Origin of the sequence: Clostridium sp. OF09-36, assembly GCF_003481985.1 — a bacterium.
Lineage (GTDB): Bacteria > Bacillota > Clostridia > Lachnospirales > Lachnospiraceae > Brotaphodocola.
Map to the genome: position 1 here is coordinate 55,540 of NZ_QUMD01000006.1, position 21,546 is coordinate 77,085.

Here is a 21,546-nt window from a genome sequence, read left to right on the forward strand (position 1 = left end):
TTCTTTGCCAGAAAATATTCTATAATAATCTTGTATACGCAGTTTTCTCCCCGCCGAAAGGCAAAAAAATTATGTGTATGCAATCAACTTATAAGGCTCTTTCTCAGTTATATTAAAGGGAAAGAGCCTTTAGTATATCGTGGAGAGATAATATAATAAATGGGCTATCGACTATAAGAATTGATAATGTAAAATGTAGGTTTTGCGCTGGTCATATCGGGTAAAGTATTGTATAATAATTAACAAGCACACAATTCTGACATCATATCTTCCTTCACAGGAGGAGCTTTTTTAGGTTAAAAATTATAGAAGCAGTGCTGAGAAAGCGTTTTTGCAATGATATTCCTATCTTTTTTCAAATATATCGTCATAGATTTGAATGATGTTCCGCTCAATATTAACGCCATGCAAAAAGCTGAAAGGAATATGGTGGGATTGGATTGTTTGCATGAATTTGTAATAATTGCTGTGGCCAAGTGTATCCGTAAAGAGGATAACCCGTTCTGCCTTTAAAATGGACATATTATCCACGGTGCTTGATACGGATGCGCTGACAAATTTCCAGTTTGGGAACTCCTGTCGAAGCTTTTTAACCCAGTTTTCATTACCACCCACAATCGTGATCCGTTTCGCTGCAATTGCTTTTTTCATTTCTGAAATCGGAATATTTACAGTAGGAGAAGCGTCCTCAGTGCTGTTGTAAACAAATTCCCGCAGAGCCGTGAGTGATTTTGAGATGGCATTTGCAGGATGGACACATTGCAATTCCAGGCTCTCATAACGAAAAGCATATTCAGGAAAATTTTGATATTTTTGATTTTGAACTTACCCCGGATGAAATGGAACAAATTGCTTCTTTGGATAAAAATGAGCGCCTGGGCGATTGGTAAAGGAGACACTATGAAACGATTTTTGATATTTATTCTATCGAGTATTATGGTATTGGCACTCACAGCTTGCGGAAATAGTTCTTCGGCAGAAATTGTTTCAGAAGGTGAAACAAGGACATCTAATAATAAGGATATACAAACGGAACCAGCAGTTCCGGCAAACAGTACGCAGCAGAACACTTTACAAGCGGATGACACCGCACAATCTGAAAAAATAGAAGGAGGCAGCAATATGTTAGTAGCTTATTTTTCTCTTGACGGTGAGCAGTACGGTGTTGGTGTAGTAGAGGAAGGAAACACCAGCATTATCGCTCGCATGATTGCGGAGTAAACAGGAGCCGATTTATTTGAAATCAAACCGGAAACACCATATCCGACCACTTATCAGGGGCTTCTGGATGTATCCCGACAGGAAATGGCAGACAATTCCCGCCCGAAAATTGCCGACACGGTGGACAATATGGATAATTATGACACGCTTTTTATCGGCTATCCCAACTGGTGGGGCGATATGCCAATGATCGTTTACAATTTTTTGGAGAGATATAATCTGTCGGGCAAGACCATTGTTCCGTTTTGCACCCACGGCGGCAGTGGGCTTTCCAATACGGAATCTACGATTGCCGATATTACAGAAGGCAAAATGAAAGACGGTTTCGCAATTCCCGGCACGACTGCCCAGAATGACCGTGATACAGCCAGAAACAATGTGACGGACTGGCTCAGAGAGGATGGATTTATTGAATAAAAAGTTGAGAATTGCCGTAGACAGTGGAATGGTTCTGCTTTTGCCTTTGCTGATGGCATATTCTCTGGTGGGAGAAACCGCCCATGAATATCTCGGCATTGGAATGTCTCTACTTTTCGTTGCCCATCATATTTTGAATGTTGCATGGTGGAAACATCTGCTGCGTGGAAAGTACACACCACTCCGTATTTTAGGAACAGCGATAGACTTGGCACTGGTAGTTATTATGCTGGCTTTGCCAATCAGCGGCATGATTCTATCCCGTTATGTATTTCGTTTTCTGCATCTTGGTGGAGCAGCCACAGCAAGGACAGTGCATCTACTGGCTTCCTATTGGGGATTGGTGCTAATGAGCTTCCACGCCGGTATGCACGGCAATAGGATAATGGAAGTATTCCGAAAAATCACTACTACACAGCAAACCTCTAAAATCAGGACTTGGAGTTTGCGAATGATAATAGTGTTGTTAGCAATCTGCGGTCTTTATACTTATATCAAAAACAAAATCGGATTATATCTATTTTTGAGGACACAATTTGTATTCGTTGATTTTTCGCAACCGGTAGTGTGGTCACTTATAGATTATCTGCTTGTGAGCATTTTATTTATAGTCCTGGGATATGTTTGTACTTACCTTATATGTCTTAAGCATATCCATAAATATAACCACTGACAATTGTCGGTGGCTCAGACTGTAGAGAAAATAGCTCTTTTATTAATGCTATTTTTTTATAAATCGATCATACAAGTACAGCGCCACAATGATTGCCGGAGCATAGACAAAAATATTTACAATAGCCTGAATGAGAATACCACCGAGATAAGTTGATATAAAACCAAATGCCATTTTTCGTTTGCACCGTCCTTCCCTGTTTGGTAAAAAAGAGAATATCTAATGTATCTTTAATGTTATAGAATCCTTTATGCATTGTCAATCTGCTTTCATCAATCTTATATTATTTATAAAAATATGTAAGAAAATGGTAAGCCCATTGTTCTTGTCAGACAGGAATATTCCTATCTATAATAATGGCAGAAAGAGTATTGCTGGCTATATCTGTAATTGTTCATGGAAAGAGAAGTGGGGAAATTTATGAGAAAATGGATTTGCATCTTGTTGGCAGCAGGAATTGCAGCTGGCCTTATGAGTGGCTGCAGCAGAAATGTGGGAACGCAGGAATCGGCAGTGTGGCAGGTACTTGAAACCGAAATTCTGGCAGAGAAAGCAGATGCATCAGGAGAGGTGGATTTCACGCATGATTATTCGGAAGAGATCAAAGCGGATATTGAAGATGTGGTATCGAAGTCGGAATCTCTGCAGAAAGAGCTGGAACAGATCAATACGATCATTCAGAAGTTTACTCCATTGGCAGAGAAAGCAGAAACGCAGGGAGAAATGAATGCATCTTCCAGATGGTTTTATGTGATCTGGGATACGGAGCTCAATAATCTCTGGAGCAGATTTATGAATTTGGCTGACCAGAAGACAAAGGAGAGCGTTCTTGCAGAACAGAGAAACTGGGTAGCCATGAAGGAAGAAGCAACATTGCTGAGTATCGGAAGCAGCGAAGAAAATGGCAGCATTTATCCTCTCCTTCAGAATTCTTTTCTGGAAGAAATTACGAAAAACAGAGCCTGTATTCTTGCCAGTAAGCTGGCTGGGATAAAAGGAGAAGATTTCATGCTGCCGGACAGATCAAACAAATACGGCCTGTTTGTTGATAATCAGGGGACAGGAAATGTATATAGCGCATTGGTAACCAGGGAGGGATTGAACGGAGAGAATGAAGCGGTCATTTCGGTATACCGGACAGGAGAAACAAGAGGAACCTTTACGGATCATGGAAATGGAGAACTGGCCTTCGCATCGGATGATGGAAATGTACGGGGAATCATTCATATTGACGGGTGGAAGGGGGCAAGTTTTCATGTTACGGAAGTGACTGGTAACTCCGCTTTCACCGTTGGGGAAGAACTGGAATTTCCGTTCGCATTCTGATGAGGATGAAGTACATAGATAAATTCCTGCATGGAGCATTTCGGCATAGCTGTCCCGGAAAGGAGATGACCATATGAAGCAGAAAAAACGGATCTGGTGGACGTTCAATTTATGGGAAGCAGATGCATTTCAGCAATATCTGGAAGAAATGGCGCTGCAGGGCTGGTTCCTGGAAAACGTCGGCGGTTCTATCATGAAATTTTACAGGGCACAGCCGGAAAAAAGAAGATACGCGGCGCTTCTGGTTCCGGGAAGCTCTTCCCTTACCGGCGCGGACAGCTGGAAGGCAGAACAGTTTCGCAAGGAGTGCCAGGAAGCAGGATGGGATTTTCAATGCAGCGGAACTTACTGGCAGATATTTTATACCACCGATGAAAGCGTGAAGCTGACCTGAGATATGACGGAAGAGAGGCAGTTCCTGATTCAGAAATCTCTTTTCTGGAACGGGTCTGCGAAAATTTCCTATCCTGTACTGGTAGTATTAAGTTTGTGGTCGTTATACAGCAATCTGCAGAATCCGGGAAAAATGTTTGCGGATCCCGTGGCGCTTATGCTAAATCCCCTGCTGCTTGGAATCTGCATTTCCTGGACGGTAACCTATGCGCGGCTGTTTCGATGGAACTGTGGGAATACAATGGCTATAAAAGAAGGCAGGCCGTTTCCGAGAATGAATCTGCAGCGGAAGGTAAGCTTTAAAAAGCGTATCATTCTATTAGATGAAATCCTGATTCTGGCAGTTCTGGCGCTGGCATTTTCTTCTTCCATGAGAGCCCTGGCCGGAACCATGCTTTCTTCCATTCTCATTGTAGTGATTTCCCTGTTTGTAAGGAACCTGCTCAGAAATAACGGCAGCGGAAATGCCCGGGATGACTGGATGCCATATGCGGTTGGCGTTGGTGTGCTTTGCATGATTCTGATTCCCTTGTGTAATGCGGCAGCAACTCACTTTCTGGGAGCAGATGAACCGGATACCGGGAGAAAACATACGGTATTCGCTAGCTATCAGGCAAATGATGTTCAGATGAGCAGTTCTGGAAAGTCAGTAGGCGTTACCGTATATACCAGTCCCATTTCCTGGATCATTGCGAAAACCAGAAAATGCTATCCAAAGGATATGACAAAGTGGTGGGATCAGATGGAACTGGAACTTCCGGCAGAGCTGGGGGAACTTCCCGAGGGGACAGAAGTGTCCTGGTGCCGGTACATGGTCCGCAAAGATGGGGCTGAGCCTGTTTCGGAAGAAAATTTCTATCAGGATGAGCCGACTCTTGATGAAGTGATATTAAAAGACAGAAATCGTCTGGTTGTGCTGGATTATGGCGGTGGTATGAATCTTACCGACATGAAAGAAGCGGTAGACGTTTTTTATCAGGGGCAAACAGAGTAAATGCAAATGGTGCAAAGGAGATTATATTCATGAAAAAAGTATTCGGAATCGGAAGCTGTATGGTCGGAATAGTACTGGTTATTTCTGGTGCTGTGATGAAGCTGAAAGGACAAACAGCGGTTACTGTCATTGGAGGCGCAGATGGTCCTACCGCTGTGTTTGTTGCCGGAAAACTGAATGGTGATTTCTCTATCATACTGATTCTGATCGGAATTGTATTGTTGGCTGTAGCAGCAATTGTTTATTGGAAGAAAAATGGCGGAAATCCATAAGAAAAGCAGCTCGCATGGTATTGGCAGCAGGAACGGTGTGAAAAGGGGGCGATTACATGGAAGAGAGTTTCTGGAAACAGACGTACGAGAAGATTCTGATTGGAATGGGTCTCTTTGGGATTACATTGAAATTTCTCTTTCTCAATCAGATTCTCCCCTTCATTGGCGCCCTTTTGCTGTTTACAGGATTTCGAAAACTGAGATCAGAAAACCGCTGGCTGAAAGCCGGATATGCAGGCGCCGCGCTCGAAGTTGTGATTACCATTGTGACAATTGTGCTTGGAAGTGTGCTCGAACGGGAGAAAATCTATGCTTTGTACGCATGGAAAGGAATTGATTTCTGTGGCGGAATCCTGCCGGTCGTGCTGATGATTTGTCTTTTCCTTGGAATGCGTGAGGAGTTGGAACAGCGTGATGAAAAAATAAAAAGTGAAGTTCTGCTCCATATCATCATCTGGTATGCGGTGGTGACGGTGCTTGCGATTCAGGAATATGAGGGCTGGATCCTTGGTTTTGTAATCGTTGCTGCATACATTGGAATCCTTGTAGAGTTAAAGAATATAGCAGAAAAACTGGAAGAGGCCGGATATGTACTGGAAGAACATTCGGTGCGGATTTCAGACAGTAGATGTGCAGCAGGAGCAGCAATTCTGACTGCGGCAGGTCTGTTCGTCAGCTATACATGTTTTGGTGCTTATCATATGGAGTGGACAACTGCAAATGAAACCCAGGATCCGGCATGTGAAGAAACCAAAGCACATCTGTTATCCCTTGGTTTTCCGGAAGATATCTTGCATGACTTAAAGAAAGAAGATATTCTGGCGTGCAAAAATGCCAGACAGGTTCTGCTGAATCAAAGCGATGATTCGCTGCGGGGCAGGGATGGGCAGTTGCAGCTTGACGGCTTGGCAGTAGAACTGGAACAGGAAGGCCAGTGGAAGGTGATCCATCATTCTTATGGAATGGAAATCCGGGCTTTCGCGGGACAGAAGCAGTACAGATCAATCCGGCATATCAGGAAATGAACGGGGAGTTTCCCATAGTTAAAGATACCACACCCAATATCACAAACTCACGCTTAAACAATATTCCTTAGTCAACCACATACAATAACAAATACAAAAAAGCTGGAAGCAGACTTAATTTTGCTCCCAGCTTTTCTTTATTGTTTTGATGAAGTCGTTCAATGATACTTGTTTTTGCTATCTGCTTACATAATGTGCATACTTGTCACTTGTGTTCTGATATATCTGTCCCTCTTATTGCCTAAACTCATATTAAGGGTGTGATATATCCAAGTGCAATAGCCTTGTTATAGGCTTCGATAGCATTTTTAGCCCCCAGCTTATCATAGATGCTTTGGATATGGTTGTAAAGTGTCCGTTCACTGATATACAGTTCTTGCGCTATTTCATGCTTTGTTTTCCCTGTTCCAATCGCCTTAATAATTTCCGCTTCACGATCTGTCAGGGGATCTAATAAAGGGGGCGTAGTGGACTTGTGACCTTTACTAATAGCTGTGAGTTTTTTTACCAACTCGTCAGCAGAAGCAGACTTATCAATATAACTTACGGCGCCTTTTTTAAGTGCCTCCTGTCTATAAACTGGCATATCATAAGAGGATAGCATAACCACCTTTATTTTTGGCTTTTTACTATATATCGTTTCTATCAGATCAATGCCAGAACTTTTTGACTGCTCTCTTAGGTTGACATCAAGTAATACAATGTCCCATTCGTCTACGGAAAGAATATTCCAAAACTCTGTTTCATTACTTACATAGCGACAGATAGAGATTTCATCCCAATCTTCCAGAAGTTTGCTTAAACTCTCTCCAAATATCCTGTGATCATCAAATAGTAATATCTTCATTTTTTCTCCCCAAAACTGCCGTTGCAGTTAAAATACCATCTTTCTCTAAATACTGAATGTTACCACCATTCCCATTTATCAACACCGTCAAGAACAGCATACCACCTTTGGAAGAAAGAATATTTTCAATGTCATTTGGTTTCGCTCCATCATTTTGACAGGTAATTACGAGTCTACTTTCTTCATTTAGCGCGATTTCCAAATGAATAAAAGTAGCGGCAGCGTGTTTATAAACATTGTTGACAAGTTCTTTGATTATCTGCATAGTCTGTTCCAAACTGTTATCTTTTTTCAAAGCAATCCTGCTTCGCTGTCAATCGTGAAATCTACAAGTATATTCTTCTTTGGGTACAGCTTCTTAATCGCGTCAAGCATATATCCGATATGTTCCCATGAAGCATACCCCGAAAAGATATTAGAGGAATAGAAATTCATCATATTTCTTACCCGCAATTCCAAATCAGACAATATCCTTTTTGTTTCATCAACATCTGGTGAGCGAAGCGACAGGAGATTTTTGGCACCTCCAATGTCTTGAAGCACATCGTTATGAAGCAGTCTTGAGAAATCTTCCCTCTCATTTGCAATATAGTTCGTTAATTCATAATACTTTGTCAACTCCTTGTAACGGGCTTCCATGTCGCCAAGATGAATGACAGCAAAAGCCTCAAATAAAAGCATTATAAGCTGAAAAAATACATTGACTTGCAGGGTGGACAAATCAAAGCAATAAAGTACGATTGTAAGCAAAGGAATCATGAAAACAAGGACATATCTTGCTTTCCTCTGGGCAATCGGAAGAATATTAACCTGTTTCAAATTTATATATTTATAATCAAGGAAAATTCCCACGAACATTCCAATTAACATAGTTACCGCAGGTAGAATTCGGAAATTGAAAAACGACAGTATGATAGACGCAATTCCAAACAGCAAGCGAACCATTTTTCCCCGGCTTGCGTCAGTTCTTACCAGCATTATTCCGATAATCAATGCAAAAACCAGAAATGCACCCGTGTATAAGGTGGAAAATCCATCATACATCAGCGCCGCAATAAAGGAAACAGAAAGCAGGTTCCAGCCACATTCAGATATTGTTGCCTTTCGCCGTGATGTCATTACATGTAGATAGAGCAGATTGAAATAACAAAGCAAGACGGCAATCGACAATAAGTTGATGGCTCCGTCATTCGCAATTCCTTTATGTGTTCTATCCAATATAACCCATAAAGTCACAATACCCGCATGAAGAAACAGATACGGATAGAAGCGTTTATCCTGCATAGACCCCCCTCCTTTCAGCTAAAATTCATTATGTTAGTAATATGATGATACGATCCGTTCTTTAGTCATCAGACATAAACCACACGCAGTCAAAACTATTATACTCACTGGAGAAAATAGTAGCAACACCCACACATTATTCGTTTTCATAAATATCCCACATTTTAAGAAAACCAGCAAAATATGAAGCAGTGTTGCAAAGATAGGAATACTCTTAAACCAGTTCATATTTCTAATCCAGAGAATCAAAACATTTATAAATGCCGAATACAATATGCTAAGGATCAGAAAATAGGTGCCTGATAACAAGATAAGGTTTGGCAGACGAATGGAAATCATCAAAAGCAGAGGAAACAAAAGAATCAGCGTTCCAATCCATAGTGATAGCAGATTCTCTTTAACAATACTTGAGATTTTAATACCATTAGCAAGTTTCCATTCTATTCTCTTTGTAATTTTTTCTTGCTGCAACATATCCTTGCTTATTTCTCCGGCAAAAAAGATAAATAAGCACAGGTAGCCATCAAGCATAAAATACTTTATATCAACGCCAAATACAATGTTCTCTGAAATATCCCCAAAGTTCATCAGAGAGATTATGCCGAAGATAGTTGCTACCGCACTCATAAATATAAAATTCCAGTTCAATACCCTTTTAAGGTTTAAGGTTATCAAACCCATTCGCCATCCCTCCTGATAACTGTTTCGTTGCTCATGTGCCGAGTCTTAAAGAAACTTAATAGTGCAAACATCATGCAAAGTGCAACATCAACCACAATAATCAAATAGTCAATTCCTATATGATGTTGATTCACAAGCTCTGTAATTCGTTCTGCCGACATCGCAATCAAATAAACCAGTGCAAAATTACCAAAGAACAGAACATTTTTGAACAGTTTTACTCGTTTCACATCCAGTACAATGATATTCAAAGCGACAATCTCACAAAAACTAAGTACAAGAATACTAAGATAAACGCATACGATCCGCCCAAAGCTCATTGTCCAGTCGGTAAAGTAATAGCAACTCATAAAAACAAAGAACGGGATAATACCAGAAAAGCGGAAAATCTGTACCGAATACTGTTTTATAATCTCTTTTACCGCAATTCCAGAAGCTGCAAAAAATTCAATTCTCCGGCTTAACTTATCCTTTGCTGTCAAATCTACAATCATAGCACCGGATTGCAGGGAGGTAAGACCCAAAATAACCGCATAGAGCATTAAGACTAAATAATCCTCTCCCTTAGACTGCAAGGCGTCCATCTGCATTGCAAAGCTCATAAAAGTTGCCAGAATGGCAACAATCGCAGTATCAATTAGGAGGCTTTTGCTTCTGGTAAGATAGTAGACTGCGCCTTTTCCCATGTTACTCATACCGATTGCCCTCCTTAATAAAGATTTCTTCCAATGATTGTCCTTGCATTTCTTGAATACCCTTATCAAACAGCAATCTGCCATTTTTAATCATAGATACATCATCAGCGCACTTTTGAATCTCGCTAAGGTCATGTGAAGTGATAATAACCGTTTTTCCGTCAGCTTTTAGAGCCTCTATCAAACTACGGATTTCTACTCTGGATATGGGGTCTACACCCGATGTTGGTTCATCCATGAGCAGAATATCCCGTCCCATCATAATCACAATCAAAAGGGACAGTTTTCTTTTCATTCCTTTAGAATAAGTGCTAACACGCTTTCCTAAATGCTCGGTCAATCCTAATTGCGTACAATAACTGTCTGAACGATCATTTATTTCAAATCCAAAGTATTTCCCAAAAATTCTCAAATTTTCAAGACCAGTCTGTTCTTCATACAGATAGTCATTTTCAAGCTCCATTGCATATTTCCCTGCAATGTTGATTGTCCCTGCATTTGGCTGGTATACCCCTGTAATCAAGCGTAGCAGTGTTGTCTTTCCAGAACCGTTCGGGCCAATAATCGCATGGATTGTATTTGCTTTTACATTCAGGCTAAAATTCTCAAACAAAACTCTGCCACCAAAACCTTTTTTTAAGTTCTTTACTTCAATCGCATTTTGAATCTCAGACATATTTTTTGCTCCTTTCATTTGGTGCTCCACCATATAGGTATAGTGTATAAAACGAAGAAGCATTTTGCATGAGTAATTACTGCAATTTCGATACTGCCATCAGGCAAATGTCACAGAAACCTCACAACGAGAAAAAATTTAGTATTCAGTCAGCTTCACAATTACATTACTCTGCTGATACAGCCAGTCCGTAAATTCTTTCGGGCTGGCCGTTCCTGTTTTTACAGCCTTTTTTCTCTGTAAGGCTTCTTTCTTAAAGTCGGAAAAGGCAGCCTGTATTTTTTCCAGACGGTCAGCCGGAAAGCCTGCGGTATTTTTTACCCGGTTTATTTTGTTGCGCCAGTTCTGGCATTCATTTTTATAAAGCAGGTCATAGTTATTTTCTCTTGCCCTCTCGTCAAATTCCCGCTTGTTTTGAAGTGCCTGTGCTTTTCGGCACTTGTCGCTGCACAGCTCATACCGCTGGCTCTTTGCCAGAAAATATTTCCCGCAGACCTTGCACCGCCGGAAGCAAAGCCCCCAGTCATTCAGCCTGTTCAGATAATAGGTAATCAACGGGTAGAGGGACGCATAGGCAGACACACATTCTTCTGTGCGCCGGTTGTCCGGTAACCAGAGGTCAAGCCGGGTATCTTCTGACGGTGCGCCTTTGAAATAAAGGCTGCCAGCTTGAAAATGTTTCGGTTTTCCTGTCTCCCTGTCAAAGCTCATGGCTTCGTTATGGAATACCCCGGTCAGGCTGCTCATTTTATCCATGAAGCGGTCACAGGCAGCGTTACGGTCACGGGGTTCTCTGGCAAGCAGATAGCTGTTCCAGATACGGAACGCCACATACATTTTCAGAGGGTCATTGCTAAGATATTTTCCCCAGAGAAATTCGCTTGCCGTCTGCTCCAGCTCCGGCTGTTTCCGTCGGTTGGAGTGGAGGGCTTGCCGCAGCGGAGAAAGCCCGTATAAGTTCCAATCTCTGTCCGTGTCACGCTCAAAGTTTATCAAAAAAGTTCCCAGCGGGCGTGTCATATCACAAAGCACCTCTGCGTTTTGGCTCCCGTTCAGCCGGAAGCGGATCTGCTGTTCTTCCCCAATCAAAATCCGCTCTTTCATTTTCTTCCTGTCCAGCGTCAGGACAAACAAAATCCTCTCAAAACATGGCTCATGCCGTATAAACTGATTCTCCATCCCTATCCCCTGCCTTTGTTTATGGTAATTATATAATTCAGTTATATCAGTTACACTCATGGTATCGCAGAATCATTGTTTTGTCAAGGATAGTACGCTATGATGATTGCGGTTGGTAATTTCGTACCGCACAGTACCTTGACAAGTGAATGACCGTCCAAAAAGGATATGACCGGCAGGAGAAGTGACGCATCCGGCGCACCAATGCAGGGAAACACCGCAGGAATGGGGCAGGAAAACGGCTTTTGGGGAGAGCGGCAGCAGGAAGCATTTTAACCTATTTGATTTATGGGAGGAACAGAATGAACGATAAAAAGAGATTGAACAGCTACGAGGATTTACCGCTGGTTCTGGATGTGGCGGACATTCAGCGGATTATGGGAATTTCAAGAGCGAGCGCCTATGAGCTGGTACACACCCCCGGCTTTCCGGCGTTCCGCAGGGGGAGGCTTATCAAGGTCAGCAAAATTGCTTTCTTTGAATGGATGGCAAAAGGCTCCGAAACCGTACCGGGAAGCGACAAATAAGCGTGAGGTATCATTCCCTGACTGCAATACTGCCGCACTTTCCAAAGGGGCATACAGAGAGAAAAAACCTTAAAAATGATACCGAGACGCTACACCAAAACAGCCTATCTGCGTACATCAGATAGAAACGGAGAAAGGAGCCGGTTATGGCAAGAATGAGCAACAAGCGGCGGCTGGAATGGTCTTTCTTCTTAAATGACCGCAGCCGTATCACTTACAACGAACTGTGCCGGAAATGCCAGCACGAATGTAAACAGAGCTTCCGGGCGGTTGTGGTTGACTGCCCGAAGTATCTTTCCAAGCGTTCCAAGAAAAAGGACAAGACTGCCGGAAACGGAAAAATCCCTTAGGAACTAAGGGCGCACTTCTATACATAGTCTAAAGACCATGTATCGTGCGTCCTGCGGAGCTACCTCTGCCGCTGATAAAATCAGCAATCCGAGGTCTGCGTTCGCTTCGCTCCGACAAGGCGGCTGCACCCCCTTGCGCCGCTAAAGCGGCTATCCCCTGTGTACCCGCCGCAAAGAGAAATCCGCTCTGCGGTTTTCCCTTTTCATCGGGTTTTATAGAAGCACTGACACACGGACTGTCTGCGGATGGTCTTTCTTTATCTTATCAGCAAAGGATGTGAGAACATGGAAAAATCTTTGGAACAGTTGAAGCAGGAATATGAAAAAACCACTGTCCTGCTGGAACAGGAAAAACGGAAAATGCAGCGTTTGAAAAACCGGCAGGCGTATCTGGAAAGCGGTTCCCGGAAACAGAGGACGCACCGGCTGATTACCCGTGGGGCAGCTATTGAGAGCATTGCACCACAGACAAAGGAGCTATCCGAAGCGGAATTTTATTCCCTCATGGAAAGCATTTTGAATCTGCCGCAGGCGGAGCATTTCATCCGGTCTGCCGCAGAGAACCACGCCCGTATTTCCGGGCAGGAGAAAGGCGGTGACTAAGGATAGCACTTTATCATTTTTCAATCGCACAGATCAAGCGCAGCGCCGGTCAGAGCGCCATTGCCAGCGCAGCCTACCGAGCCGGGGAGCGTCTTTACAGCAGCTACTATGGAGAAGTCAGCGACTACACCAAAAAGGGCGGCGTGATCGCTTCGGAAATCATGCTGCCGCCCCATGCGCCGGAAATATATCTTGACCGGGCGACCCTCTGGAATGCTGTGGAGAACTGCGAGAAACATCCAAAAGCACAGCTTGCCTATTCCTTTGATATTGTCATGCAGAATGAATTGACGCTGGAAGAAAACATGGAGCTGGCGAGGAAGTTCGTACAGGAGCAGTTTGTGACAAAAGGCATGATTGCCGACCTTGCTTTTCACAGCCCGGAGAAAGAGGACGGCGGCATCCCTAACCCGCATTTTCATGTGATGACAACCATGCGCCCTTTGAACCCGGATGGCACATGGGGACAAAAACAGCGTCGGGAATATCTTCTTGATGAAGATGGAAACCGAATCCGGGATAAAAACGGCGATTATATGTTTAACGCTGTCCATACAACAGACTGGCATGAGCCGGAAACGCTGGAACACTGGCGGGAGCAGTGGCGGCTGCCGTTAATACAAAATTTGAGGAAAAAGGGCTGGATGTGCGTATCGACCACCGTTCCTATGTGCGGCAGGGGCTTGACCTGATACCTACTGTCCACGAGGGAGCTAATGTCCGGCAGATGGAAGCAAAGGGCATCCGCACCGAGAAAGGGGAACTGAACCGCTGGATTAAAGCCACCAACCGGCTCATGCAGGATGTGAGGAAGAAGATCAAAGCCCTGTTTGTCTGGATGGCAGAGGTAAAAGAAGAACTTTCCAAACCCCAGACACCGAGCCTTGCCGACCTGCTGATCGCTTATTACAACCAGCGCAACGCAGGGGCATGGAGCAATAAAGCCAGAACCGGAAACTTAAAGCAGTTTGCCGAAGCCGTCAATTATCTGACGGAAAACAAGCTGCTCACATTAGAGGATTTGCAGGAGCGTCTTTCCTCTGTCAGTGAAGAATTTGAAGCATTAAGCGGCTCCATGAAAAAGAAATCTGCCCGGATAAAGGAATTGCAGGAATTGATACGGGAGGGCGAGAATTACCAGCGGCTAAAACCTGTCCATACGGAATTGAACAATATCAAGTTTAAGAAACAGAGGGAGAAATTTGAAACATCCCACGATGCGGAGTTACGGCTGTTTTATGCCGCCCGCCGTATTCTGAAAGAAAAACTGGACGGAAAACCCATTGCCCTGAAAGCATGGAAACAGGAATATGCACAGTTAAAAACAGAGTATGCCGAACTGTCTCCGCAGCACAAGCCACTCCGGGAGGAAGTCATACGGCTGCGGCAGGTGCAGAACGCCGTAGATACCGCACTGCGCCGGAGGGAGCAGCCACAGGCAGTACAGAGAAAGAAACATGAGATGGAGCTATGATATAACCGGCAGCTTTACCGCTACCGGTATTTTTATGGAGGGAGTATTTGAATGTATTTGAAGCGGTGAAACAGTCTGTTACCACCCGGCAGGCTGCTTCATTCTATGGAATCCGGGTGGGAAGAAACGGCATGGTCTGCTGTCCATTCCACAATGACCGCACGCCCAGCATGAAAGTGGACAGCCGCTTTTACTGCTTCGGCTGCGGGGCTTCCGGGGATGTGATCGACTTTGCCGCTTTGCTGCATGGATTGGGGAAACGGGAAGCTGCGGTCAGGCTTGCGGAGGACTTCGGCGTTTCCTATGAGAAATCCGGCAATGCGCCGCCAGATAGGAAGCGTCACAACAGGTCACAGCCCCGACAAAAATCAGCGGAGCAGAGATTTCAGGAAACGGAACGGTATTGTTTCCGGGTGCTATGCGATTATCTGCGCCTGCTGGAGCATTGGAAAACAGCACACGCCCCACAGCCGCAGGATGCCATCTGGCATCCTCTTTTTGTGGAAGCGTTGCAGAGGATAAGCTACACAGAATACCTTTTGGATATTTTGTTATACGGAGAAATAGAAGAAAAAGCGACATTGATCGCCGCACAGGGAAAGGAGGTGTTGCGGCTTGAACAGCGAATTTCAGAGCTTGCCGCCGGAAACGCAGGAAGCGGTCAAAAGGACGATGGACACAATGGAACCGGCGCAGACACCGGAAGAAATCCGGGAGACGTTAGAGGGGACGCAGAAAGGCGGCGTGAAGAACAGCATCCGAAACTGCCTGACGGTGTTCCAGCGTGACCCGCTGTTTCGTGGGGCACTGCGTCTGAACCTTTTGACGGAGCAGATTGACATTGTGAAGCCGCTGGGCTGGGAGCGCACCAGTACCACGCTGACCGACATGGACATGAACTACCTGCTTTTGTATCTGGAAGAAAATTACGGGCTTACCAGCGAGAAAAAGGTGCAGAGCGCCATCAAGATTGTTGCCAATGAAAACCGCTACCATCCGGTCAGGGATTACCTGAACAACCTGCAATGGGACGGCACAGAGCGCATCCGTTACGCCCTGCATCACTTTCTGGGAGCCGATACGGACGAATACACTTATGAAGCCTTGAAACTGTTCCTGATGGGAGCCATCCGGCGGGTATTCAGACCGGGGAGCAAGTTTGAGGTCATGCTCTGTCTGGTTGGTGGTCAGGGAGCCGGGAAATCTACCTTTTTCCGGCTGCTGGCAGGCAGGGACGAATGGTTTTCAGACGATTTGAAGAAGCTGGACGATGAAAATGTGTACCGCAAGCTGCAAGGGCATTGGATTATCGAGATGTCGGAGATGATCGCCACAGCCAACGCCAAGAGTATTGAGGAAATCAAGTCATTCTTAAGCCGCCAGAAAGAAACCTACAAAGTGCCGTATGAGACACATCCGGCAGACCGGCTGCGGCAATGTGTATTTGGAGGGACGACCAACCGGCAGGACTTTTTACCCCGTGACCGCACCGGCAACCGGCGCTTTCTCCCTGTGACGGTGTACCCGGAACGGGCGGAGGTTCACATACTGGACGATGAAGCGGCGGCGAGGGCGTATATCGAACAGATGTGGGCGGAAGCCATGACGGTTTACCGCAGTGGGAAGTATAAGCTGTCATTCAGCATGGAAATGAACCGATACCTGAACGCCCATCAGCAGGACTTCATGCAGGAGGACACACAGGCTGGCATGATCTACGCCTATTTGGAGGACTACACCGGCGACAGGGTATGCTCCAAGCAGCTTTATGAGGAAGCATTGGGGAACTTAAATTCCCCGGCAGACTGGGAGACACGGGCAATCTGCGAGATTATGAATACCGGCATTGCGGGCGGCATCATACAGGGCTGGGCAGCCTACAAAAGCCCAAAGCGGTATAAGAAATACGGTTCTCAAAAAGGGTGGGAGCGTGTCAACCAAGCCCCGCCGGAGGGGGACGGTTTTCAGGAAATCACGGAAGAAGAAGCCCGGCAAATGGAACTGCCATTCTGAAAAGCCACCGGTTGACAGTTTGGTTGACGCTTCGGTTGACAGCCGGTTGACGGGGAAAAGCCTGATATTTGGGGCATTTCTCCCCTTTGTCAACCATGTCAACCAAGAAATTAAAGAAAAAGTAAAAAGTAATCATAGAGCGCCTATGGATTGTTTTCAAAGTCTTTTCTGCCGGTTGACACGGTTCGGTTGACATGGAGACAGTCTGCGGCTGTACACCTGCCTGACATTCCCTTGTCGGGCATATTTCATTTATGGAGGTAACTGCCTATGGCAAAAAACAAAAACGAGAGCAATAACAAAAACAGCGGCACCCTGCTTACCGAAAAAGACGGCACCCAGTATTTTGTCATGGGGAAAGTCCGTATCAAGGTATCGGAGCATTTCGCACAGGATGGGAAGCCGCTTGACAGCCTACTGGAAGATGTGATCCAGCACGCTGCCGCCGCTTCCTGAAAAAATACGGAATAACGACTGTCAATCAGCCCACGCTTATGATATACTTGTACCAGCGAGTATTGTATAAGCGTGGGTTGTTTCTTTTAGAAGGAGGATTTTTAACCGTGAAACAACCATACAATACAACGATTTATAACACTGCACTATATTTGAGATTGAGCCGTGACGATGAATTACAGGGGGAAAGCGGCAGTATCCAGACCCAGCGCATGATGCTAAGACAGTATGCCGCAGAGCATGGGCTGACCGTTGTAGACGAGTACATTGACGACGGATGGAGCGGGACAAATTTCGAGCGTCCAAGTTTCCAAAGGATGATTGATGACATCGAAGACGGGAAAATCAACTGCGTTGTCACAAAGGACTTATCCCGTCTGGGAAGAAACTATATCCTGACCGGTCAGTACACGGAAATCTATTTCCCCAGCAAGGGAGTACGCTACATTGCCATCAATGACAATGTGGACACCATCAACGGAGAAAGCGAGCTTGCACCGTTCTTAAACATCCTGAATGAAATGCACGCCCGACAGACCAGCAAAAAGGTCAAGGCTGCCATGCACACAAGATTTGCCAATGGCGCACACTATGGAGCCTATGCACCGCTGGGCTATGTAAAAGACCCGGACAAAAAAGGTCATCTTCTGATCGACCCGGAAACACGCTGGATTGTAGAGAAGATTTTTGACCTTGCTGTACACGGGCGTGGAGCCGCCAGCATTACACGGATTCTGGTGGAGGAAAAAGTACCTACCCCGGCTGGCTGAACTATGAAAGATACGGACTTTCGCCAATATCTACGCCGGTGCGCCCGCAGAAAAAGCCTATGCGTGGACGATTGCACAGGTCAAGAGCATTTTGAAAGAGGAAACCTACATCGGTCACAGCGTTCACAACAAGCAGAGCAACATTTCATTCAAGAACAAGAAAAAGGTGCGGAAGCCGCAGGAAGAATGGTATCGTGTGGAAAATACCCACGAAGCCATCATTTCCGAAGAAGTGTTCCAAAAAGTTCAAGAGCTGATTGCAAGCAGACGCAGGAAACGCAGAAACGGTACGACACAGATTTTCGCAGGATTGATAAAATGTGCAGACTGCGGATGGTCTTTAGCCTATGGGGAAAACAAGCAGAACAAAAACCCATACGGGTACTACCATTGCAGCAAGAACGGACAGGGATTACGCCAGTGTTCCATGCACTATATCCGCTATGATGTACTGTATGCCTATGTGCTTGCAAGACTGCAATACTGGTCTATGATGGTACAGAAAGACGAGGACAAGCTGCTGAAACGGCTACTCAATGCCAGCGACAGGGAAAGAAACTCTGCGAAGAAAAAGCAGGCTGCGGAGCTGAAAAAGGCAGAGAAGCGTAAAGCCGAGGTTGACGGGCTGTTTGCTAAAATGTATGAGGACTGGTCTGCCGGACGCATAACCGAGTATAACTTCAATATGCTGTCCGAGAAGTACCAGAACGAGCAAAAGGAGCTTGAAACAAAAATAAGACAGCTTCACGAAATGATGGAAGCCGCCGTACAGACCGCAGCGGATGCTGAAAAGTGGATTGCCCTAATGAAACAGTATGTCAACCCTGTGGAGCTGACCGCCGAACTTCTGAACACTCTAATTGAAAAAGTAACCGTCCACGAAGCTGTCAAGGGCGAGGACGGAAGTCGTGAGCAGGAAGTAGAAATCTACTACCGCTTCATCGGCAAAATCGACTGACCTTTCTTTTTTACCCAACAATATCTTTAATTAAGGGAAACGGGGCTGGACCTCCCAGGGTAAACTTACCGGTCAGGTCCTTTACGATAAGGATGGAACTTCTTACACCGCAGATTATAAAATCTTGCAGGACGAAAATTACGATACCGGCATGAATGCTTTCTTTTACGGAAGTCAACAGAATGCCAGCATTTTCGCGGAATTTTCCTTGCCGCGGAGTGGGGAAAACTGTCGCGGATACGTGGCCTATGAAATCAAGGCAAAGGAAAGTGACTGGTGGATTGATTCCTGGCTAAATTATACCCATCAAAAGACCATCTGGCAGTATCCGGTCATCTCAGCAGCCCAGAACAGAAGACAGGGCGGCTGGCTGGACGAGCGTGTGTTCAGTACTGTGCAGGATGCGCTGCAGGTGCTTCCAGAGGGGGAAAATGAAGGCTCTATCGGTTCATAAACTCGAAAAATTGGATGTTATTGGGAGAAATATTATGACTGGGAATATGATAGGGTTTGTTATATGGGCGATGGTTGGCGTTATTATCATTAGTCTTGGAATAAGAGCATATCTTTCAGGAAAAGTGGCTGACTTTTGGGCAAACATAAAATCTATATCTGTAAATGATATAATGGGCTACAATCATGCGGTTGGTAAGCTGTTTGTTATTTATGGAGCAATATTGATTGCATTGGGATTACCGCTGCTTTCAGGACAGAATTCTCCATTTATTTTACTGTCAGTATTGGGAGTAATGATAGAAACAATAGTAATCATGGTGGTTTACAGTTTGTGTATTGAAAGAAAGTATAGAGAACAATAGTTTTTGCTCGTTCAATTTTATTCTGTATAATCTGTTGTTATTTAAAAATAAAAATGCTAAAATAAAAGTAGTTAAGATATTATCTAAAATAGTATAAATTAAGCTATTTTGGATAATATATTATTTGTAAATAAAGGCGGTGAAAACGAATGGAACAACTGATATGGGAAACAGCGGAAGAATTGGATCAGAAGCTGGCACAAAGGGTAAGAAACATCCGAAAACGGCGTTCCATTTCCCAGGAAAAATTATCCTCTATGAGTGGTGTAAGCTATGGCTCTATCAAAAGATTTGAAGCTACCGGACAGATCTCCCTGATCTCACTGACCAAGATTGCTATGGCCTTGGATATTGCAGATGAGCTTAGGAGTATTTTTACACAGGTGCCATATAAGAATATTCAGGAGGTTATTAATGAAACCAAATAATGCATTGCAGGTTCTCTACGATGAAAGGCTCGTTGGAACGCTGGCGATGACTGCAGACCATAAAGCGGCATTTCAATATAGCGAAGAATGGCTTGAACATGGATTCCCGATCAGTCCATTTTCTCTTCCACTGAAAAGGCAGGTTTTTGTTCCAAACAAAGACTATTTTGATGGACTTTTTGGAGTATTTGCGGACAGTTTACCAGACAACTGGGGAAGATTATTGTTGAAGCGACTACTGCGCGCCCATGGACAAAATCCGGATAAACTTACAGCTTTGGAGCGGCTGGCTATCGTTGGAAAATCAGGAATGGGGGCGCTTACCTATTATCCAGAAAAGGAAATGCAGGAAAAACAGGGCCATAGTAATCTGGATGAACTTGCGGAGCAATGTCAGAAGCTGTTGAATACAGAGTATTCTGATAAACTGGATGAGCTATATCGCCTGGGAGGTACCAGCGGTGGAGCCAGACCCAAAATTATGACAACTATTGAGGGGGAAGAGTGGATCATTAAATTTCCGGCCCATGTAGATGGAAGAAATGCTGGAAAGATGGAATATGATTATTCCTGCTGTGCCAGACAATGTGGTATTGCCATGAGTAAGGCCAGATTATTTCCATCAGACAAATGCGAAGGGTATTTTGGAACAAAACGATTTGACAGAATGATGGATAATGGCAGTCAAAAACGAATCCATATGTTAACCGCCGCTGCTCTTTTGGAATTAGATTTCGAACAGCCAAGTCTGGATTACCACAGTTTGATGAAGCTGACGAAAATTTTAACCAGGGATCATCCAGAAGATGTGAACAATATGTTCCGCAGGATGTGCTTTAATGTGTTCGCTCATAACCGAGATGATCATTCTAAAAATTTTACGTATCTATACCATGAGGCAGAGGATTGCTGGCGGTTGAGTCCTGCATACGATCTCACTTACAGCAATACCTATTACGGAGAACATACAACCACAGTGGATGGAAATGGGCGCAATCCAGGAGAAAAGGAGATTCTGGCAGTTGGCATTGCCGCTGGGATGGCGAGAGCGGAATGCAGGAGAATTATGAACCAGATCAAGGATTGTGTGAACCAGATGCTGGGACAGTATCTTTCTTAGAAAAATGGAGTACAATTGCAACTTAAGGAAGTATCACAAATATTTTTCACCCCATATGGCCATTTCATAATAAATCTTGATGAAATTGTAAAATATCTATAATTTGTAAATAATTTTAAAGCTGCATTGCCGCCATCAAATGGCGGCAATTGTATTTTTCTCCTGTTCGGAATCATCGCGCAGATAGCTGGGAGCAGGATGGTGTAGTTTAATGGATTCTGCCACGTCAACGGCCAGACGATTTGGACGTTGTTGTTGCTGATCTCATGAACTGTCACCGACTTGCTTTTTCGCAAGGAAATCAGTTATTGGTCAGGCTGAGAAGTCAGCAACATTTATTTGTTAT

The 21,546-nt window shown here is 44.4% G+C and carries 26 protein-coding genes and 3 pseudogenes; 21 read left to right on the top strand and 8 right to left on the bottom strand.

What is annotated here, in order from left to right:
• Positions 1 to 345: 345 nt before the first annotated feature.
• Positions 346 to 651: a DUF2325 domain-containing protein gene (locus DXA97_RS06795; protein ID WP_118719077.1), complete on the bottom strand. Its 306-nt coding sequence runs from the start codon at positions 649 to 651 to the stop codon at positions 346 to 348.
• A gap of 74 nt (positions 652 to 725) precedes the next feature.
• Between DXA97_RS06795 and DXA97_RS06800 the strand changes: the two genes are divergently transcribed.
• From DXA97_RS06800 to DXA97_RS06835, 9 genes and pseudogenes are all read left to right on the top strand, one after another.
• Positions 726 to 890: an aldo/keto reductase gene (locus tag DXA97_RS06800; RefSeq protein ID WP_118542861.1), complete on the top strand. Its 165-nt coding sequence runs from the start codon at positions 726 to 728 to the stop codon at positions 888 to 890.
• A 10-nt stretch (positions 891 to 900) separates the two neighbouring features.
• A complete protein-coding gene (locus DXA97_RS20775) occupies positions 901 to 1,221 on the top strand; it encodes a hypothetical protein (RefSeq protein WP_118585022.1) in 321 nt (106 codons plus the stop codon).
• Between the two features lie 12 nt (positions 1,222 to 1,233).
• Positions 1,234 to 1,638 (top strand): annotated as a pseudogene (locus tag DXA97_RS20780) (flavodoxin); the annotation flags it as partial.
• Entirely contained in the window at positions 1,622 to 2,311 is a 690-nt protein-coding gene (locus DXA97_RS06810; protein WP_118585026.1) for a DUF4405 domain-containing protein, read from the top strand. The pseudogene DXA97_RS20780 and the gene DXA97_RS06810, both read left to right, overlap by 17 nt.
• Before the next feature lie 420 nt (positions 2,312 to 2,731).
• Complete coding sequence (locus tag DXA97_RS06815; protein ID WP_118719079.1) at positions 2,732 to 3,637, top strand: lysozyme inhibitor LprI family protein; 906 nt, start codon at positions 2,732 to 2,734, stop codon at positions 3,635 to 3,637.
• Between the two features lie 73 nt (positions 3,638 to 3,710).
• Positions 3,711 to 4,031: a DUF2812 domain-containing protein gene (locus tag DXA97_RS06820; RefSeq protein ID WP_118719081.1), complete on the top strand. Its 321-nt coding sequence runs from the start codon at positions 3,711 to 3,713 to the stop codon at positions 4,029 to 4,031.
• Between the two features lie 3 nt (positions 4,032 to 4,034).
• The gene (locus DXA97_RS06825) at positions 4,035 to 5,024 is read left to right on the top strand and encodes a hypothetical protein (RefSeq protein ID WP_118719083.1); all 990 of its coding nucleotides are present in this window, start codon (positions 4,035 to 4,037) and stop codon (positions 5,022 to 5,024) included.
• A 29-nt stretch (positions 5,025 to 5,053) separates the two neighbouring features.
• Complete coding sequence (locus tag DXA97_RS06830) at positions 5,054 to 5,296, top strand: LPXTG cell wall anchor domain-containing protein (protein ID WP_118719085.1); 243 nt, start codon at positions 5,054 to 5,056, stop codon at positions 5,294 to 5,296.
• A gap of 56 nt (positions 5,297 to 5,352) precedes the next feature.
• A complete protein-coding gene (locus DXA97_RS06835; protein WP_118719087.1) occupies positions 5,353 to 6,321 on the top strand; it encodes a hypothetical protein in 969 nt (322 codons plus the stop codon).
• Between the two features lie 247 nt (positions 6,322 to 6,568).
• Here the strand turns inward: DXA97_RS06835 and DXA97_RS21500 are convergent, their stop codons facing one another.
• From DXA97_RS21500 to DXA97_RS06865, 7 genes are all read right to left on the bottom strand, one after another.
• On the bottom strand, positions 6,569 to 7,168 hold the full coding sequence (locus tag DXA97_RS21500) for a response regulator transcription factor (RefSeq protein WP_009243057.1): 600 nt from the start codon (positions 7,166 to 7,168) through the stop codon (positions 6,569 to 6,571).
• The gene (locus DXA97_RS20795; RefSeq protein WP_243031181.1) at positions 7,149 to 7,463 is read right to left on the bottom strand and encodes a hypothetical protein; all 315 of its coding nucleotides are present in this window, start codon (positions 7,461 to 7,463) and stop codon (positions 7,149 to 7,151) included. The genes DXA97_RS21500 and DXA97_RS20795 overlap by 20 nt, the downstream gene beginning before the upstream one ends.
• Entirely contained in the window at positions 7,460 to 8,452 is a 993-nt protein-coding gene (locus DXA97_RS06845; RefSeq protein WP_243107582.1) for a hypothetical protein, read from the bottom strand. The genes DXA97_RS20795 and DXA97_RS06845 overlap by 4 nt, the downstream gene beginning before the upstream one ends.
• 33 nt (positions 8,453 to 8,485) lie before the next feature.
• Positions 8,486 to 9,133 carry a hypothetical protein gene (locus DXA97_RS06850; protein ID WP_118719088.1) on the bottom strand — a complete coding sequence of 216 codons (648 nt, stop codon included), beginning with the start codon at positions 9,131 to 9,133 and terminating at the stop codon, positions 8,486 to 8,488.
• Complete coding sequence (locus DXA97_RS06855; protein ID WP_118347100.1) at positions 9,124 to 9,828, bottom strand: hypothetical protein; 705 nt, start codon at positions 9,826 to 9,828, stop codon at positions 9,124 to 9,126. The genes DXA97_RS06850 and DXA97_RS06855 overlap by 10 nt, the downstream gene beginning before the upstream one ends.
• Positions 9,821 to 10,522, bottom strand: coding sequence for an ABC transporter ATP-binding protein (locus DXA97_RS06860; RefSeq protein ID WP_118347102.1), 702 nt, complete (start codon positions 10,520 to 10,522; stop codon positions 9,821 to 9,823). Before DXA97_RS06860 ends, DXA97_RS06855 begins: the two co-directional genes overlap by 8 nt.
• Before the next feature lie 120 nt (positions 10,523 to 10,642).
• Complete coding sequence (locus tag DXA97_RS06865) at positions 10,643 to 11,683, bottom strand: DUF6076 domain-containing protein (protein ID WP_118719090.1); 1,041 nt, start codon at positions 11,681 to 11,683, stop codon at positions 10,643 to 10,645.
• A gap of 302 nt (positions 11,684 to 11,985) precedes the next feature.
• Between DXA97_RS06865 and DXA97_RS06870 the strand changes: the two genes are divergently transcribed.
• From DXA97_RS06870 to DXA97_RS06925, 12 genes and pseudogenes are all read left to right on the top strand, one after another.
• Complete coding sequence (locus tag DXA97_RS06870) at positions 11,986 to 12,210, top strand: helix-turn-helix domain-containing protein (protein ID WP_005362423.1); 225 nt, start codon at positions 11,986 to 11,988, stop codon at positions 12,208 to 12,210.
• Between the two features lie 146 nt (positions 12,211 to 12,356).
• Positions 12,357 to 12,560, top strand: coding sequence for a hypothetical protein (locus DXA97_RS06875; RefSeq protein WP_004614949.1), 204 nt, complete (start codon positions 12,357 to 12,359; stop codon positions 12,558 to 12,560).
• Positions 12,561 to 12,845: 285 nt separating this feature from the next.
• The gene (locus tag DXA97_RS06880) at positions 12,846 to 13,163 is read left to right on the top strand and encodes a DUF3847 domain-containing protein (RefSeq protein WP_182436539.1); all 318 of its coding nucleotides are present in this window, start codon (positions 12,846 to 12,848) and stop codon (positions 13,161 to 13,163) included.
• Between the two features lie 59 nt (positions 13,164 to 13,222).
• Positions 13,223 to 14,637, top strand: a pseudogene (mobQ, locus tag DXA97_RS06885) (MobQ family relaxase).
• A 47-nt stretch (positions 14,638 to 14,684) separates the two neighbouring features.
• Positions 14,685 to 15,425: a CHC2 zinc finger domain-containing protein gene (locus tag DXA97_RS06890; RefSeq protein WP_118719094.1), complete on the top strand. Its 741-nt coding sequence runs from the start codon at positions 14,685 to 14,687 to the stop codon at positions 15,423 to 15,425.
• Complete coding sequence (locus DXA97_RS06895; protein ID WP_118655702.1) at positions 15,310 to 16,650, top strand: virulence-associated E family protein; 1,341 nt, start codon at positions 15,310 to 15,312, stop codon at positions 16,648 to 16,650. Before DXA97_RS06890 ends, DXA97_RS06895 begins: the two co-directional genes overlap by 116 nt.
• 270 nt (positions 16,651 to 16,920) lie before the next feature.
• Positions 16,921 to 17,106, top strand: coding sequence for a hypothetical protein (locus tag DXA97_RS06900; RefSeq protein ID WP_004614956.1), 186 nt, complete (start codon positions 16,921 to 16,923; stop codon positions 17,104 to 17,106).
• 107 nt (positions 17,107 to 17,213) lie between these two features.
• A pseudogene (locus DXA97_RS06905) lies at positions 17,214 to 18,834 on the top strand (recombinase family protein).
• A gap of 124 nt (positions 18,835 to 18,958) precedes the next feature.
• Entirely contained in the window at positions 18,959 to 19,288 is a 330-nt protein-coding gene (locus DXA97_RS06910) for a hypothetical protein (RefSeq protein ID WP_118562939.1), read from the top strand.
• Positions 19,289 to 19,322: 34 nt separating this feature from the next.
• Positions 19,323 to 19,652 carry a hypothetical protein gene (locus DXA97_RS06915; protein WP_118542932.1) on the top strand — a complete coding sequence of 110 codons (330 nt, stop codon included), beginning with the start codon at positions 19,323 to 19,325 and terminating at the stop codon, positions 19,650 to 19,652.
• A 149-nt stretch (positions 19,653 to 19,801) separates the two neighbouring features.
• Positions 19,802 to 20,080: a helix-turn-helix domain-containing protein gene (locus DXA97_RS06920; protein ID WP_118542867.1), complete on the top strand. Its 279-nt coding sequence runs from the start codon at positions 19,802 to 19,804 to the stop codon at positions 20,078 to 20,080.
• Entirely contained in the window at positions 20,067 to 21,200 is a 1,134-nt protein-coding gene (locus DXA97_RS06925) for a type II toxin-antitoxin system HipA family toxin (protein ID WP_118719096.1), read from the top strand. The genes DXA97_RS06920 and DXA97_RS06925 overlap by 14 nt, the downstream gene beginning before the upstream one ends.
• The last annotated feature ends 346 nt before the right edge of the window (positions 21,201 to 21,546 follow it).